This is a genomic window from Microbulbifer variabilis ATCC 700307, from assembly GCF_000380565.1.
Classification (GTDB): Bacteria; Pseudomonadota; Gammaproteobacteria; order Pseudomonadales; family Cellvibrionaceae; genus Microbulbifer; species Microbulbifer variabilis.
In genome coordinates, this window is the sequence record NZ_AQYJ01000029.1 from 491,136 (window position 1) to 507,529 (window position 16,394).

Below are 16,394 nucleotides of genomic sequence, written 5' to 3' on the forward strand. Positions count from 1 at the left end.
TGCGCCCAGTTGCCTGCCAGGAGTGAGCGATGATTTAATTTCCTTCCTCGGTATCCAGGGAGTCGAAATAATCATATACGTCGATACCATCCATATAGGCGCCGTCGAAACCTGCATCCACAATTTTGTAAATATAGGAGTCATTGTTACCGTAAATGATATTCTGCCAGCCCTCCTTCCAGTACTCTACATAATAGTTTCCTGATTCCCCTGGTACTTCTTCCAGTAGCCAGCTGGGTGGGTTGGTGGGCCATGAGGGGTCCCAGTAATAACGGTTATCCTGGGCTTCACCAATATTTATATAGGCAATTAGCAGCCTGCGCCCCCCATTATTTTTAACCTTGAGCTGCTCAATTTGCTCTTCAGTGTATTCTTCGCCATTAAAGAAAAAGTCGATAACTAGCAGGTCGTAATCGGTTTCGGATAACTTGTCGACGAATTCCTGGCGTGTGGAAGAGATCCGTGGATTGGTGATATTAAGGAAATTTTTGACATTCTCCAGCTCATCAATGTTGTTACTGTTTACATTGAAGGGCTCTTCAGGGTAGGGCGGAATATCGTCCAGGTCCGTATCGTCAGCGACGAAGGAGACGTAGCCGGCTTCTTCATTCTCTTGATTGGATTCGTCAATATTGCGCTCGGTATAGGCGAAATCGGTCACAAGGATTTCGCGGCCTTTATCCTTGGCTAAGTTGAGATAGTCCTGCAAGCGAGCGCTTTCGGTGCTGCTGGTGGGTTGGTCTACATCACCATTTTGCCCAAAGAAGACCGCTTCCTGGGCGATGCCATCGGTAGAGTTTACATAGGCGTTATCTACTGGGCCATTGGTCTTGGTATTGGTGGTGATCAGTTCAATACCATTTTGTGGGACAATAATAAAGTCGTCCCGGTTAATACCCTTGGCATAGTCACTAATATCTTCTACCAGATATCGCATCTCTTGATCGTAATCCACGTAGACAGGGATTACGAAGTCGGGAAGGTCGTCAAAGCTACAACCGAGAAGAAGAAATGGGCTAAGAAGGAAGGGAAGCGTCCGGTGCAAAATTCATCTCCGAAGACGGTTATTAGTGAGGCAAGGTTGTCTTGCTAATTTTTACCTATTGGCAGGGAAATGAAGACTAAGTTCCATTGAGTTTAACATTTTCCAATAATCAATCACATGCAGTTACAGATTCACAATAGGCGACTCTACTGCTGTGTAAAAGTGCTGAAGCTAAAATCCTAGCTGATCAAGCCTGAATATTGGCTTAATGGCTCACTGCGCATCCATTCTTTTCTTGGTTTTGCTAGTTGCTATTGCTGTGAGGGGATCGTCTGGCCAATAGTGCTTTTGGTACTTGATACGTAACTCTTTCTTTACCTCTTGATAGGTGTTGGCCCAGAAGTTGGCGAGATCGCGGGTTATTTGGACCGGACGTCGTGCCGGTGATAGCAGGTGGATCATCAAGGGGAATCGGCCGCCCAAAATAGCAGGCGTTTGTGCCATGCCAAATAATTCCTGCAAGCGCACAGCCAATACCGGGGGTGACCCTTCATAGTTGATTTGAATGTGCGACCCGCTGGGCACCGTGAAATAGCTGGGTGCCAATTCTTCCAGCTGCTTTTGGTGTGGCCAGGTGAGTTGACCGAGTAAAATGGTAAACAAGTTCAGTTGTTTGAGTTGCTCTAACTTATTAAAGCCCTGGAGATGGGGTAGTAACCAGTCTTCAAGGTGAGCTAAAAGCGCTGCATCGCTCCAGTCGGGTAGGGGAGTGTCACTCAGAAGATCTGGCCCCAGCTCACACTGGCGTAGAAACTCCACCCGACTGCGTAATTGAGAAGCATCTTTGCCCCAAGGAAGTAGTGCCAAGCCTTTCTTTCTAATGGCACCCAGAAGAGCGCAACTCAGCAGGCCTTCAGGAATATCCCTGGCCGCTTGTTGTTTTAGTACCAAGCTTCCCAAAGTGATACGAGTCACTGCCTCCGCACGTCCCGAAGACTCATTCCAGTCAACACTTGTCTGCTGTTTTATCAGATCGTCAAAGCAACCTCTAAGAGAGGTTTCCGAAATAGGTGCGGCCAACTGGATTCGGGCATCACGTCCTCTCCCATCGAGCTCTGCAATCACAAGATAATCGCAAAGGGCCAGTGCATCATCATGAGTGAAATGCGCCCCCCTGCCATTGGCGAGCAGGAAGCGTCTACTGCCATCACGGCGGCTTATGGCGATCCTATCTGGATAGGAGAGCCCCAGGAGGACTCCAGCATGGTCGACACTATCAATTGATAGTGTACTCACCGGTTGGCTGGACGTGAGTTTATCCAGCTGAGTGCGCCAGGCCCGTGACTGCTGCCGAATTCTCTGGATAGCCCCTTGATCCACTTCTCGACCTTTTGCCCGTTCCTGTAGGACCTCAATGCGCTTGCTTATATCCCTGTCCCAGCGGGCCTCACCGCGGAAGATATCCCGTTCGGATAGAAGAGCTGCCATCAGACAGGCCTGCTGTTGCAATCCCCATTTAAAACTGTGGATCATCATATGGGCAAGACGGGGATGGCAGCCGAGGGATAGCAGGGTGCTGCCGTGGCGAGTAATGCGCAGTTTACTGTCGAGTGCTCCCAACTGCTGGAGTAACTCTTGAGCCTGTGCCATAGGTCCAGGAGGAGGGAGGTCCAGCCATAGGAGCTCTTCAGCATCAGTAACTCCCCACTGGGCCAGCTCCAAAGCAACTGGAGCCAAATCACTGCGAAGTATCTCTGGAGTATTCTTCGTACTCAGGGCGTTTTGACGCTCTTTGCTCCATAAGCGCAGGCAGTGACCTGCACTGAGGCGGCCGGCACGACCACTACGTTGAATAGCCGATGCCTGAGATATACGGTTGGTGATCAAGCGATTCATTCCGGTGTTGGGATCAAAGCGCGATTCACGCATTAACCCCGAATCCACCACTCTATGAACCCCCTCGATTGTCAGGCTTGTCTCGGCAACATTAGTGGCCAATACAATTTTACGCATGCCGGGTTTTGCTGGTGCAATGGCTTGATCTTGTTGCTCCCTGGTCAGGTCACCATATAGCGGAACTATTATGATATCGCTGAACTTGTGGGGTTCCTCAGTGAAGCGCTCTCTCAGCCTTGCTTCAATCTGTCGTATTTCCCCCACACCGGGCAGGAACGCTAGCAGGCTGCCATTATCATTACTGATGCATTCCAGAATTTTGCGGGTCATCAGCTGGGGAAGTTGACGTTCATCTTCCAGTTCTTCACACCTATCGAGGTATTCAACACTGACGGGGTAGCTTCTTCCCACACTGGTCACCACTGGTGCCTGACCCAGAATTTCAGCGACAGCATCGGTCTCTAAGGTTGCGGACATTACGAGCAACTTAAGGTCTTCCCGCAGATACTCCTGGGATTGCAGGCACAGTGCCAGTGATAGATCCGCTTGTAAGCTTCGCTCGTGAAACTCATCAAAGATCACCAAGGCAGTTTTGCTTAGCTCAGGATCAGATTGCAGAAGACGGGTAAGAATGCCTTCGGTAACCACCAGAATACGGGTTCGCCCGCTGGTTCTGCGCTCCCCCCGTACCTGGTATCCCACAGTTTCACCGACCTTTTCACCAAGCTGGGAGGCCATTCGGGCAGCTGCTGTGCGTGCAGCGAGTCTGCGGGGCTCCAACATGATGATGTTCTTACCCCTCAGCCAGACACTATCCAGTAGAGCCAAAGGGACAACGGTAGTTTTACCTGCACCTGGTGGCGCTTGCAGCACCACATTGCTGTGTGTTTCCAGTGCTTCAAGTAACTCTGGTAGGACGGAATGTATAGGTAACTCTGGCATAGCAGAGAATTATAGTGGATTCAGGATTAAGAAGGTATGGGGTTTCTTCGCTTGTGCAAAGGGCTAGTTTTCTACGATAGGGTGTTAATTGCTGCTGAAGGCTACAAATACGGTTCATCTTTATACAGTAATTGGGTTGTATTTTTAAAAAGTAAGCTTGCAAGGATTCCGATAAAGGATAGGCAAAGAAAAGCAATCATTACCGCGTGGAACCCGGAATGAAAAGATGTTTGACCCCATTCCAACACTTGAGAGTGTACCGAAGGATCAGGAAAGAGCTTTATTATTTTTTTCAGAGGTTGTGCACCCGTTATAAAAGGAAGTATTTCCAGAGTGCTTACTTTGTGCTCGTTGGAGAGAGCTTCTTTTGAAATTTTCGAGAAAGTTCTAACACTTGCAGCGCTTAGTATTGCTCCTGTAAATGCTATTCCTGCAGCATACCAAAGGTATGTATTAGAGATGAACAATCCGTAGGCCGCACCCTTCTCTTTTTTGGGTGCGCATTGAACCGCTGCAAGGTTAGTTGAAGAATACATTATTCCGGTAGTAATTCCCATAAAAACCATTCCGATTATTAAGTTATACCAGGATAGTTTGTCGGGCATCAAAGTTAGTGATAGGACGCCAGTTAAGCAGGTAAATTGTGCGATAACAATAGGGGGGATAGGGTTGAATCTATTGTTAAATATCCCTGTTAAGATTGAAGAGAAGCATAAGAATATTGTCATTGTCAAAATAATAAGCCCTACTTTGGCGGCGTCGTACCCAAGTATGTTTTCCAGGTATAAAGGTAAAATAAACAAGAAAGATCCAAATATCATTTGGAAGCATGCTCGAGTTATAAGTAACCCCAGGAATAGTTTGTTGTGTAGCAGTCCTAAGTTTATTAATGGTTGAGGGATAGTTCGCTGCCAAAGAAGTACAGAAGCTAGGATTCCTATAGATGTTACGATGGGTAGAATAAATTGAAGACTTCTGATTCCTGTCTGGGGCACGATATTGAGTGAAAATAATATCAAAAGATACGCAATCAGAATTAGAAACCCCGACTGATAGTGGACATTGACCTCCTTATTTTGAGTGCCTCTTATTGCAAATAAATGAATAATGATAAGGCACAATAAGCAAACAGGAATGTTTATTAAGAAAGCCCATCGCCAACCCAGATGGGTAACAATAAATCCACCTAAAATAGGGCCTATTGATTGAGCGGCAGCGGTGAATATTACCAGTAGTCCTACGACTAAACCCCGTTCAGATTTGGGGAAATGGCTTTCAGCTAGAACAAAGATCATACCGAAGGAGGCCGCCATGCCTGATCCCTGTATGAATCTTCCTATTATTATGGTTCCTAGGTTTGGGGCTGCACTTGCAATCAATGATCCGACGAGGAAAATGGTTATGCCAAGCATGAGCGTAATTTTATGCCCAAATCGATCTCCAAATTTTCCAGTGGTGATAATTAATCCCCCCATGGCTATTAGATAGATATTGTTGATCCATTGCAGTTGATATATTTTTGCAGAGAAATCACGCCCTATTGTAGGGATGGCGAGGTTGATCACGGTGACATCGATATTAACGATCATTAGAGCCAGGCCGAGGCCTCCGAGCACCCACCATCGATGTGGATATGGAGCGTTTTTTGAGGGATGTTCCTTTTCGTTGCTCATGTTGTCCGATCAACCATATTTATTGAAAGTTTTTTTGGGAAGGTCTTCGTTGAATAGAAGAAGTAAGATAAGTAGTTCAATAAAGGTCTAGATTCTATTATGCCTTCTATATAAGTTAGTGATTTAATCTATTGTCTAAAGGTGGAGATACACAAGATTTAGGTATAGAGAGCCAAAATATAGTATTGCTGTAGTGCAAAGTTATCAGCTAGTGCTTAAGTTATCTATAGTGATACGTGACAGTTATCAATGGTATATACGCTAGTCTATTTTTCCTCTTGCCAACTTGAGAGTGTGGTATATAGGGGAAAAAAGCCCCTATCATTAAGTTGGGTCAGGACTCTTAATGGAAAAGGATATGGGGCTAAATATACGACGCGTAGTGACAGGACACGATAGTGCCGGCAAGCCTGTCGTGGTTCTGGATGATAGGGGTGAATATACTGCCAGTTGGCGTCCTCATATGGAGCAGCAACAGTTCTGGACAACAGCCGATCTGCCCGTTGAGATTGACTCGGCAAATAGCGATAAAGGGGCTCGTAGGGCTGGTACTACTATTGCGGGTGGCTCCATCTTCAAAGTGGTTGAATTTGGCCCAGGTGTAACGCCTCGTATTCATCGTACAGATAGTATTGACTATGCCGTAGTCCTCTCTGGGGAGATTGACATGGCTCTGGGAGAGGATAGAGAAGTTCATCTGGTTGCTGGAGATACACTGATACAGCGCGCGACCATCCATAATTGGATTAATCGAGGGACTGAGCCTTGCCGTATTGCGTTTGTGTTAATCAGTGCTAATGGGAACTCGGCAATTGGTTAATATGAATTATTTGGTTGGGCTGTAAATCTCGAATTCCATAAAATGTTTACAGGCCGATATTGTACGTCTGTAAATATACTGGAAGGTAAAGAAGCTAATTTACCGGCGTAACCAGTGATAAATAGTCGATATAATGGACTCTATATCTGGAACCTGGATGGAATAGGCTCATTGATATCATTAGGGTGAATGAGCGCTGCTTCTATCCCCGCATGTACGCCGAGTGCGGCTGTCTCCCTGGACATACTTGGAGTGCCAAGATTTTCAGGTAATGCCGCCACTTGAGGTAATTGTGGGAGGTGAATCCAACCGGCACGTATATCTAACTGATTTATGGCAATATAATGTAGTACACCGTACATTAAATGGTTACAACAAAAGGTGGCTGCGGTATCTGAGATATCTGCGGGGACGCCCACGCCACGCATAGCCTTAACCATGGCCCTTAAAGGTAGGGTGCTGCGGTAGGCTACGGGACCGTCGGGTATGGTTGGCTCACCCTGCATTTCTACACCGCGGTTATCCTTTAGGTTATATCGGGTAGAATCATTAAAATTTTGTGCGATTCGTTCCACTGTTATTTCTGCACGACCGCCATACTCACCCAGCATCACCACTAACTGAGGTTGTAACTCTTTTATTGCAACAGTAACAATCTCAATACTTTCAAAAAAATTATTGGGCACTAAGATTCCAGAAATTTCAGCTTCCCCTACATAAGTTCCATCTAAAACACGCATGACTGATTCTGCTGGATTTATGGGGGTGTGCCCAAAAGCTTCGAAGCCGGAAACAATAATTTTTTTCATATTTGGTAGTTCCGCTAAAATTTGCTTTTGGGCAATTGGTTGCTGACAAAGATAAAATTTATAGGCTTAAATTTACATTGGGATTTGTTTGCCCAGACCACGAAATTTAGTCTGTGAGGCCCAGTTGTTCCAGGAAGGAATACTTATCCCAGTCAACCCAACTTTCCACCATTTTGTCTTTTTCGTATAGATCAGTGTGAATACCAGTCCAGGTGGTGGTTTTTCCTGTCGGTTCGTACTGCATAAATTTACCAGTATGCTTTGCTGTCATTCGCCAACGTGTGCAAACATAGTCGCCCTCGGCCACTTGAAGTAGGATTTCCATCTTTACATCTGAAAATCCTTTATGGAATTCGGTGACAAGTTCCTGCCATTCTTTAAGTGACTTGCATGAGGTCGCACTTCCTGCATCAGGCATCTGGTGGTTCTTGTAGTTGGGCGAGAGATAGCTAGTGGCTTTATGAGGTGTGTTATCTCCCCACTGCTGGAGAAGACTCTTTGACGTTTCTTTATGATTGGCAGTCATATAATCCTCGGATGATTTGTTAGTCGGTACTGTGCCATGGCAGAAATCCAAGCATAGTGTAGGGCGTGAAATTTTATAGAAAGTAGTAGCGCACTATGCCTTTTATTAAGAGACTTTTGTGACAAGTCAGGATGAGGCGTTCAACTGTTACTTAAGGTTTCTAATTTTGTTCAACAATTTTTGATATTTGGTGGAAGGCATAGTAATTCTTGTGCCATTAGATATGAAATTTGATTAATACCATGGATTTAAGTTGTGCCAATCATTGATATGTTTGTCAAAGACTGGAATGATTAAATTGGATCTTTAAGCTCCTAAGTGGATATATTTTTTAATTCTTGTAAAAGCTATCGAAATCATGATGTGTGGTTGATTTCTCCATAACCCTCTATATAAAGACTACATAAAGCCTGGGTGAGAGACGAATTTATTGGGGTTGTTATTTGAATCAATCCCTGGGAAAAATTCCTTGTAAAAATTTCCATAGTACGCCCAGCTTGCGTGAAGTAGCCTTCCTTTTGCTGATATACACCAAATAATGGCCGGCTCGCTTGTATCCATTGTGGCAGGATTTCAACTAGAAGACATCGATGTGATGTCATTGTTTTCCAGGTAATCGCATAAGCTAGCGATGCCTGATTCGGCCAGGGTAGCTTGGTATAGGGGGAAATAGTTATTGGCTATGTAATAGTGGGCATATTGATTGTTATTTCCTGATTATTGCTCGATAAATTCCAATGAGCAGGGCTTTTATCAAAGCTAAAGGCAAGCAAAACCGTTTAGTTCTTTCGGACTCCGGGATATACCCGATTGATGTATATTTTCTAGTGATGCAACTAAGCGCCGGTGATGCTCACCCAACTTTTGTGCATATAGAGAAGAGTTAACGGATGTTGCTTTGATGCGTATTGCCAGGTTAAAGCCTTCTCCAATGATATCTCTTAACTGGTTATCGAGAAACAGCTCCAATCGATTAAGGGGGTGAGCTATAAGTTTTGGAAACTGTGGAGCGTGCCAAAATTGTCCGAGTGTTGTAGGTGCCCTTAAGGGAATAAGCCCAGCTGGTCCACTGTCACGATTGGCGATACGATCTTCAATTTCTTGGAAATCAGTCAATAGTTGACTAAGGCTAGATTCGAAAATTTACCGGATTTGGAGATAGTACTGGTAGAGGTACGGGAGACAGCACGGGCTTCTTACTATAACTGGATAGCTCTAGAGGCTGAATACTGATAGTCGTTGGCACTAGTGATAAAACATGAAATCTATTAACGACACTGCCATAGTCCATTGATTATTAATCCTGCAGGAACAAAGATACCCTAGTTAGAAAGTAAAATAAGAAAGGGGCCCGAGGGCCCCTTAAGGGTTTGTTCTTTGTGCATATAGCACTTTGCTAATAGCGCAGATTGCTAATGCACTGGTTATATTCGCGGATATACACTTTACCACCGATACGAGGATTGGCATTTGCTTTGTCCGCTGCCGCGTTCATACAACCTTCTACTTGATCGCGAGTCAGGCCATAGTAACGAGGCGTAGAGTCGCGCCAATAGTAGCTAGGCTGAGAACCACGCCAGTAGTAGCGAGGCTGAGAACCACGCCAGTAGTAGCGAGGCTGGGAACCGCGCCAATACATATTTCTAGGTTGCTCATATTGACGGATACGAGTCGGAGGTTGTACTGGGTAAAAATAACGACCCTGTTCATTAAAGGCATAGAAAGTATTGCCGCTTTGATAGTAAGTTTTACCAAGTATTTGCACCGGTGATGCGCCTGCTGGCAGCTGTGCCAGACGCTCTTGCGCATAACTGAAACCGGCAAGAGAGAGTAGTAATATCATTGAAAGTACATAACGCATAACGTTTTCTCCTTCTCCCAACTTGGCAACAAGTCTACTCGAACATGTGTGCAGTCCCAACGTGCTGTTTGAGAAGTTTCATTTTTTTGTAGATTTTTTTTGTTATTTCAGGCAAAGCTTTTTTGAGTTCCCTTGTGCTGTTTATTTCGATAACTGGCAGCAGCCTCAAATAATATTCCAGACCATGAATCGACTATAGAACTTAAGTCTCGATTTATGTCAGTTTGTACGGTTGACCGTGACTTTATACGTAATGCTTTTGCTTTAAAATGGGGCTAAATTGAATGATATTTGCGATGACTGGTTCGTCATATTATTTATAAATATTTTGGAGCCATTCCGGATACCTTGATAGAGAGTAAGTGCCAAAAATGCGTAAAGCTAGGGGATTAAGAGGCCTTTTAATTCAAGTAGATGTGGTTGGGGCTGCAGTTCCAAGCTTTGGGTTGCATTGGCTAGGATGGATCCTTCACTGAATGAGCCTAGTAGAAGGCTCTTTGTTGCAGGCTCATCAGGTGAATTTTTTAGTTGATATGAAATTATCTCGATGCGTTATTTTTTCAAAAATGATAAGCGCCTAGCCTGACAGCGTGTAAAATGATTTTTTGCTCGAAAAGCTGTGTTCATGATTGCAAGACCAGATAGCACAATTTTTTTAGATCTAAGAAGTTTTCAGTGAACTATAAATATGTATAGAAGGAGGGGGTAAAACTATTTTTCAATAGTATTGATGTTTGTGACTCCTTGGGTTTCTCAATCGATATGGCTCTATTTCTGCTGATTTCTACAGGGTGATAGTAATCTAGTCGAGTTGGAATTGCTTTTTTGTATTGGCGCCCCTTGTAAGTTCTTTTCATTGTGTTTTGTATAAACGCTGGAATCCAATTGAATTATAGGTTACCCGTCAGTTTCTAAGTTCTTTGGTCTGACATTGATTGTCATAAAGTTTGTTACATATTATCTATGTTGGTGGGGGTAACTTTGTTATTAATTGTTGTCTTATTTGGCAGGCTAGGCGTGCAGCTGATAGCTTTTGCTGTTCACAAAAAATGGCTTAATTCTTACGTAGGATTGGAGTCTATACGGTAATACTATTGGGGCTTTGTGTCCTGTCTATGGTGGAAATTCTTCTCAGCTCTGATCTTTTTTTCTTTGGGGTGGCTGATTTCTGATTTTGTTTGGCTGTGTTGATGGGGCCTGTCTGATTGACAATTTTAACTGTAGTGATGTCATTATTCTTGATGGCTTCCACTATCAGATTACATGAATTGGTAGGTCACTTACCAATGCTGGTAGCTGGTTTTTTGGTGATTTTTTTGTAAGAGGAAAGTCAAAGTTAATTGAATTTATGAAGTTATTTGCTTCGAGCCTGTTAACTTATGGATTACCTTGGATACGCCGTTAGTTATTTATCAATATAATATCTCCCGCTGAGATCAATTAGGGCTTTGTAGAATAGGCCTACTCGAAGGAGCGTTCACTATTATTTAGATATAGTTTGGTCGAAACCGGCGTTGCGCAAGCTACAGTTTGAAGTGACATGCAAGCTTGTCGACAGCAGTGGGCGAATTCCAGCAGTTTTTCTTCTGATTCGTCACTCTCGATGATCAAATGCATTTCCACTCGATCACCTGTGCCAAAAACTTCCTCAGGTTTGATCCCCCCAAAATTCATTGTTGTAGAAAACTCGGTTTTTTGCTCGAGCCTCACACTGTTCAGTTTAATATCTGCTAGTTTTGCTAGCATCTCTACGTGGGACATCATGCAAAGTGCCAGTCCTGCAGAGAAATACATAATTGGTGATGGGGCACTGCCTCGACCGCCAACCGCGGTACCTTCATCACAAATCAGTTCCCAGGTGCCACCATTGGGAACATTGGAAAATATCGTAGCTTTTTTAAGGTGATGCCCCTGAGGCAATTGTTCTACGTTGATATGTGCATGGAACTTCAGTAGCTCCCCTTGTTTCACCTTGTCCAGGTGAGGTGCGGCAAACGTTAATTGTTCAGCTTCTTCCGAAAGTTTGCGAACAATTGTTGAAGAAGACATGTCCCACTTGATGGAGTCCATATTTGCCTCTCCTCAATTAATTTAAGTCCTGACCTGCGGGTCACAATGAAGGCAAGTTATTGACCTTAGAACTCGGGGCTGGGAATCATACAGATAGGGCGGAATATTAGGGTGCCTTTGATCTACTTCACAGAGTCTTTAGAGAAAAGCAGTTACAGGTATAGAGAATAACTTAGGATTATCTTCCTGAGTCAGCTTAAAGCATCCTATCAAAACTCAAAGATTTTTCAGTCCAGGACTGGTAATGCGGTTAGCTCTGAAAGCTTATCAGCAAATTCCAGGGCATCCTCTTTTCTGGTGAAAACCCTGGCCAATACGCCCTCGTTGGCGCTGGCATGTCGAAATACCAGATTGATATGCCAGCTGGTGTAACTTTTTTTACTGCTTGCCGAGTAGCTTGAATAGGGAATTACTTTTATTCCTCGAAAGATGCTAAGGGGGTGCTTCTCTGTCCAGCTATGCCAAAGGATTCGGTTTTCAGAAATAAACAACTTCTTTGTGCCGTCGACATAACGTGTTTTTTCGAATGAGAAGGTGATGCAAGCAAGTAGTGCAAGCAGGGTAGTGGCAATCCAGGGGAACATCGCATTGCCTTCCAGAGCGAAGCTAAGGCTCACTAGCAGCCAAACTAGGATAAATCCGCCGAATATATAGGTTAAGACTTTGTTGGACTGCAGTTCCATTATTGTGGCCCGATTTAAACCGACTAATTACATGCCTCGTTGACAGAATTAAATAGATAAAATGTAGACTTTGGCGTCACAAAATGGTAACTCCTGCTGCAGCATACTCCTGTAAATGAAGAATGTCAGCGATTGTTAGGTGGAGGACTAGGGAAGGGAGGTAGTGGGAGTTGATAGAGCGAAGGTATCAAGACCTCTAGAAGGCCCTGATACCATCAAAGGGTTTGATCAAGCGTTACGCCGCTTTAGCGGGTCATGCAGTTGCTCTGCCATTCCCAGCAGTAACGACTCGGTAGTTTCCCAATCGATGCATTTGTCGGTAACGGAAACGCCGTATTCCATATCATCCAGCTTCGGCAGGATTTTCTGGTTGCCGGCTTTCAGGTTGCTTTCCACCATGATACCGATGATTGACTGGTTGCCGTCGAGGATTTGATGGGTCACATTGTCCACAACAAGGGGCTGTAATTCGTGGTTCTTGTTGGAGTTCGCATGGCTGCAATCCACCATAATATTTGGCACGATATTAGACTTGCGTAACTCCTGCTCACACATTGCAACACTTACCGAGTCATAATTTGGCTTGTCATTACCACCGCGCAGTACCACATGGCCGTATGGGTTGCCGGACGTGTGAATGATCGCAACTTGACCGCGCTTGTTGATACCGAGGAATCGGTGGGGATTAGCGACAGACTGCAAGGCGTTAATCGCCACTTCCAAGCCGCCGTCGGTACCGTTCTTAAAGCCCACAGCGGAGGATAGGCCGCTGGCCATTTCTCGGTGAGTTTGGGATTCGGTAGTACGCGCGCCAATAGCTGACCAGGAAATAAGGTCTTGCAGGTACTGGGGTGAGATTGGGTCCAGCGCTTCTGTAGCGGTGGGTAACCCCAGCTCGGCGACATCCAGGAGCAGTTTGCGGCCGATGTGCAGACCTTCCTCAATCTTAAAAGAATCATTAAGATGAGGGTCGTTGATCAGCCCCTTCCAGCCAACTGTGGTACGCGGTTTCTCAAAATAGACACGCATCACTATCAGAAGAGTATCTGAAACCTTATCAGCTACCGCCTTAAGGCGCTTGGCATACTCCATCGCGGCGCCCACATCGTGAACGGAGCAGGGTCCGATTACCACCATTAGGCGGTGGTCTTTGCGATCCAGGATGTCACGCACGGCGGAACGCCCTTTGGCGACAGTTGCTTCGGCGGCATCACTGATGGGGAGTTCCGATTTCAGCATCTCCGGGCTGATCAGAACTTCCTGGGAGACGACATTCAAGTCGTCGAACTGCTGTGTGGTCATAGCGTCTTCTGATTACTCTGTTCCATAGTACCGCGCTGCACTTGCAGGCGGATGACTTATCCTACTGTGCCACAAAGAATAGGGCGAGGGTTTCATTTGCAACCAAATATTTGGCCCGATTTTGGGATATTCATTTACCTTTATCCTGTGACAGTTTGGCACTTTGACAGAATTTAGGGGAGCTCAGTTGAGTCCGTTGTGGCGAATAGGGCCTGCGAACTGAGAAGATAATCACGTGCAGCTTGGGAATGCTGCCACTGAGGAAAGGAGACCTTGAGGGGGTGAACTACTCGTTCACCGGTAGGGTTGGTTGGAAGGGCTGCAGTAGAAGGGCCTCTGGCTTGGTAGATTAAAAGTCACAAATTTGAACCCCTTTGAGCAATCAAGAATGAAATTGAAGTCGATGGTGTGAATGCTCTCATATGAATCTTTGCAGTTGCTTTAGGTATTAGGCTTGAATCAGCACTCAGAATCGTAGTTGGGCTCTACCTTTCCGAACATGCGTCATTCTGACTGTTTTCAAGAATGTGCTCTACTTTCGTGGCTGGATTGAGGGGAGGATACTCTGCACATGAAACGATGTTTGCGAATAATCGCTTGCCTAAAGATTGCGGAATTCTGAAGTTTCTGCCCATGGGCTTGGTGACCCATTCGGAAGGGTTAAGATGCTAATGGTCAATTGGTCAGTTTATGAAAAATAGCTTCAGGGATGATGTGGAATCAGAAATCAAACGGAATCAAGAGCCAAACGGACTGCTGAAGATCTAAGAAGGCTCGTTAGGCGTGACCTTCGCGGGAATATTTGTACTGCTTTTAACCCGCCCTTAATAAGACATTAAGTTAGTCTTGTTCTATAATTTTACTGATCTATGCTAACGCATCAATTTGCTTGCATATCTTGCTAAATTCAAATGTGGCAATCCTAGTGAATCACTGCTACCCCTTTGCTTGAATAAAACTTTGAGTAAAAAACTATGAGGCTACCGATACTTTTAATGCTAGTAATTTACTCCAGTGGCCTTATTGCCGAAACATTCAAGGAAAAAGCAGTTAGTAAAATATCCGCATATTACTGCAGTGGAAATCAAAATTTTCTTTACTGTATCAAGCCTGAGATACTATCAGACTTACAAGATTGCGTTACATATTTTGTAAAGAATACAACTGAATGTTCTTCGAAATACCTGGATTTAGGCATGAGTCTATCTGATGAAGAGCAGATGAATATTACGATGGAGTTTGGGCAGTGCTCATTGAGAGAGTTAATGAAGGCAGAAGATATAAAGGAATCGGATTTTGATGAGTGTTTTAGTAGAAACTATGATGAATCTAAACGAAGTCCAGTCCTTGATAGATAGCAAAAGGATGTATTAGCTAGCATGAGTGCATTTAAATTTTTCATGTAAAATATGCTTAGGGGAAAGTTAATATGTGGGTGTTATAAGAATAATTATTTTTCTTAGAAGTCTTAATGAGACTTCTAAGAAAAGAGTAGGGACATTAATGGTGTGTGGTATGGCGATGTTATCCATTAGTGAGGAATACTGATGGAGATTCCATGATTAGTAATCAGCCACTCAGAAAGCGCCAATAAACAAAATATAAACTAAAGCAGATCAGCAAGCCCAAGCAGGCAAAAGTATAAACCAAATACCAGCCTTTTAAGTGATACTCTCTTGGTACCCATTTACCATTCATAACCAAAATATTGAGTAATGCAAAGATTGGTGCGCAAACGAAAGATAAAGTGGTGACAAAGTCGATAAGGCTTTTTAGCTGATTGGCAAATAGGGAAATAATAAACCAGCTTATAAGGCTTAGCGTAACTAGGCTTATTATGTAGACCCTATTCTCAGAAATCTGGTTGCCACCTGAGCCTTTTAGGGCGCTTCGCCAAACTTGAGGGAATCCATCAGAGACCGCAAATGTTGTTGAAAAAAGTGCGAAAAAACAAATAATACTGATTATTAAGTGGCTCCAATCACCTAGAGATTCGGTATAAATATTGATTAGTTGTCCGGCAAAAATGCCAGCAGACTGGGATAGTTCTATACCTTTCCCAAACATTATTAATGCGCCTAACCACACAAATACTATTGCTAATAGCAAGCTGGTGAAATAACCAACTTTAAAGTCAAATACTAAAGACTTCTTAGCATACTCTCTTTCCGGAAGTTCTTTTATTTTTCGTTCTGACCAAATAGAGTGCCAAACAGAAACTTCAATAGATGTGGGCATCCAGCCGACTAAGGCAACGACAAATGCGATACTCATAGCTGGGCCTAAATCAGTCAATAAATATGTTTTGGGGGGGAGAAGGCCGTACTGACTTATTGCAGCAATGAGCGTGATTAAGCTGGCGATAGCTAGTATAAGTACCATCCATTTTAAGGATTCATTTAGCCACTTAAATTGGCCAGCAATCAGTATTCCGCATGTGATGATCAGAATGACGGCGGACCACTCCGAAACATTTAAGACATCACCAAATAGATTCAGAGCCAAGGCTGCAGTGACAATCGTAACCGCCGCCTGTACAAAGAACATTGTTAAAAATGTGAGTACCAGATAACTATAAAAGCCCAATCGACTGTGTTTTTTGTAGCCTTCTAATAGACTCTCGCCAGTTACAGCAGCATATTCTGGACCGATTTTGAAAAAAGGATACTTGATTAAATGAGCCAGAAAGATAAATCCAATTAAAGCAAAAGCGTAATCCGCTCCTGCCCGGGTAGACTGTACGATATGAGATACGCCAATACTGCTTGCAGCCCAAATGATTCCAGGGCCCAGATTTGAGAAAGTGCGTTTAAATACATCCATTAAA

Annotated in this window: 12 protein-coding genes; 2 read left to right on the plus strand and 10 right to left on the minus strand. The window is 44.2% G+C overall.

The window, feature by feature from the left end; genetic code table 11:
- Positions 1-34 precede the first annotated feature (34 nt).
- The 3 genes from G367_RS24565 to G367_RS0121015 form a co-directional block, all read right to left on the minus strand.
- Complete coding sequence (locus G367_RS24565; protein WP_040629218.1) at positions 35-1,045, minus strand: endo alpha-1,4 polygalactosaminidase; 1,011 nt, start codon at positions 1,043-1,045, stop codon at positions 35-37.
- Positions 1,046-1,258: 213 nt separating this feature from the next.
- Positions 1,259-3,823 (minus strand): ATP-dependent helicase HrpB, encoded by a 2,565-nt coding sequence (hrpB, locus tag G367_RS0121010; RefSeq protein ID WP_026305301.1) that lies wholly within the window; start codon positions 3,821-3,823, stop codon positions 1,259-1,261.
- A gap of 101 nt (positions 3,824-3,924) precedes the next feature.
- The gene (locus G367_RS0121015; RefSeq protein WP_083922837.1) at positions 3,925-5,496 is read right to left on the minus strand and encodes an MFS transporter; all 1,572 of its coding nucleotides are present in this window, start codon (positions 5,494-5,496) and stop codon (positions 3,925-3,927) included.
- 358 nt (positions 5,497-5,854) lie between these two features.
- Here G367_RS0121015 and G367_RS0121020 point away from each other — a divergent pair, with 358 nt between their 5' ends.
- Positions 5,855-6,316: a cupin domain-containing protein gene (locus tag G367_RS0121020; protein ID WP_020415142.1), complete on the plus strand. Its 462-nt coding sequence runs from the start codon at positions 5,855-5,857 to the stop codon at positions 6,314-6,316.
- Between the two features lie 140 nt (positions 6,317-6,456).
- Here G367_RS0121020 and pcp read toward each other — a convergent pair whose 3' ends face one another.
- From pcp to G367_RS0121055, 6 genes are all read right to left on the minus strand, one after another.
- A complete protein-coding gene (pcp, locus tag G367_RS0121025) occupies positions 6,457-7,125 on the minus strand; it encodes a pyroglutamyl-peptidase I (protein ID WP_020415143.1) in 669 nt (222 codons plus the stop codon).
- A gap of 106 nt (positions 7,126-7,231) precedes the next feature.
- A complete protein-coding gene (locus G367_RS25395; RefSeq protein ID WP_020415144.1) occupies positions 7,232-7,651 on the minus strand; it encodes an ester cyclase in 420 nt (139 codons plus the stop codon).
- Between the two features lie 1,396 nt (positions 7,652-9,047).
- The gene (locus tag G367_RS0121035) at positions 9,048-9,512 is read right to left on the minus strand and encodes a hypothetical protein (protein ID WP_020415145.1); all 465 of its coding nucleotides are present in this window, start codon (positions 9,510-9,512) and stop codon (positions 9,048-9,050) included.
- Between the two features lie 1,461 nt (positions 9,513-10,973).
- Positions 10,974-11,582, minus strand: a complete 609-nt coding sequence (locus G367_RS0121045; RefSeq protein ID WP_020415147.1) for an OsmC family protein — start codon at positions 11,580-11,582, stop codon at positions 10,974-10,976.
- A gap of 227 nt (positions 11,583-11,809) precedes the next feature.
- Positions 11,810-12,265 carry a hypothetical protein gene (locus G367_RS0121050; protein WP_020415148.1) on the minus strand — a complete coding sequence of 152 codons (456 nt, stop codon included), beginning with the start codon at positions 12,263-12,265 and terminating at the stop codon, positions 11,810-11,812.
- 228 nt (positions 12,266-12,493) lie between these two features.
- A complete protein-coding gene (locus tag G367_RS0121055) occupies positions 12,494-13,567 on the minus strand; it encodes a 3-deoxy-7-phosphoheptulonate synthase (RefSeq protein WP_020415149.1) in 1,074 nt (357 codons plus the stop codon).
- Between the two features lie 974 nt (positions 13,568-14,541).
- Here G367_RS0121055 and G367_RS0121060 point away from each other — a divergent pair.
- Complete coding sequence (locus G367_RS0121060) at positions 14,542-14,925, plus strand: hypothetical protein (protein ID WP_020415150.1); 384 nt, start codon at positions 14,542-14,544, stop codon at positions 14,923-14,925.
- 211 nt (positions 14,926-15,136) lie between these two features.
- Here the strand turns inward: G367_RS0121060 and G367_RS0121065 are convergent, their stop codons facing one another.
- Positions 15,137-16,390, minus strand: coding sequence for an NRAMP family divalent metal transporter (locus G367_RS0121065; RefSeq protein ID WP_020415151.1), 1,254 nt, complete (start codon positions 16,388-16,390; stop codon positions 15,137-15,139).
- Positions 16,391-16,394: the final 4 nt, after the last annotated feature.

Coding starts and splice junctions, on each gene's coding strand:
- hrpB (WP_026305301.1), bottom strand. CDS start 3,823: ATGCCAGAGTTACCTATACATTCCGTCCTACCAGAGTTACTTGAAGCA.
- G367_RS0121015 (WP_083922837.1), bottom strand. CDS start 5,496: ATGAGCAACGAAAAGGAACATCCCTCAAAAAACGCTCCATATCCACAT.
- G367_RS0121020 (WP_020415142.1), top strand. CDS start 5,855: ATGGGGCTAAATATACGACGCGTAGTGACAGGACACGATAGTGCCGGC.
- pcp (WP_020415143.1), bottom strand. CDS start 7,125: ATGAAAAAAATTATTGTTTCCGGCTTCGAAGCTTTTGGGCACACCCCC.
- G367_RS25395 (WP_020415144.1), bottom strand. CDS start 7,651: ATGACTGCCAATCATAAAGAAACGTCAAAGAGTCTTCTCCAGCAGTGG.
- G367_RS0121035 (WP_020415145.1), bottom strand. CDS start 9,512: ATGCGTTATGTACTTTCAATGATATTACTACTCTCTCTTGCCGGTTTC.
- G367_RS0121045 (WP_020415147.1), bottom strand. CDS start 11,582: ATGGACTCCATCAAGTGGGACATGTCTTCTTCAACAATTGTTCGCAAA.
- G367_RS0121050 (WP_020415148.1), bottom strand. CDS start 12,265: ATGGAACTGCAGTCCAACAAAGTCTTAACCTATATATTCGGCGGATTT.
- G367_RS0121055 (WP_020415149.1), bottom strand. CDS start 13,567: ATGACCACACAGCAGTTCGACGACTTGAATGTCGTCTCCCAGGAAGTT.
- G367_RS0121060 (WP_020415150.1), top strand. CDS start 14,542: ATGAGGCTACCGATACTTTTAATGCTAGTAATTTACTCCAGTGGCCTT.
- G367_RS0121065 (WP_020415151.1), bottom strand. CDS start 16,390: ATGGATGTATTTAAACGCACTTTCTCAAATCTGGGCCCTGGAATCATT.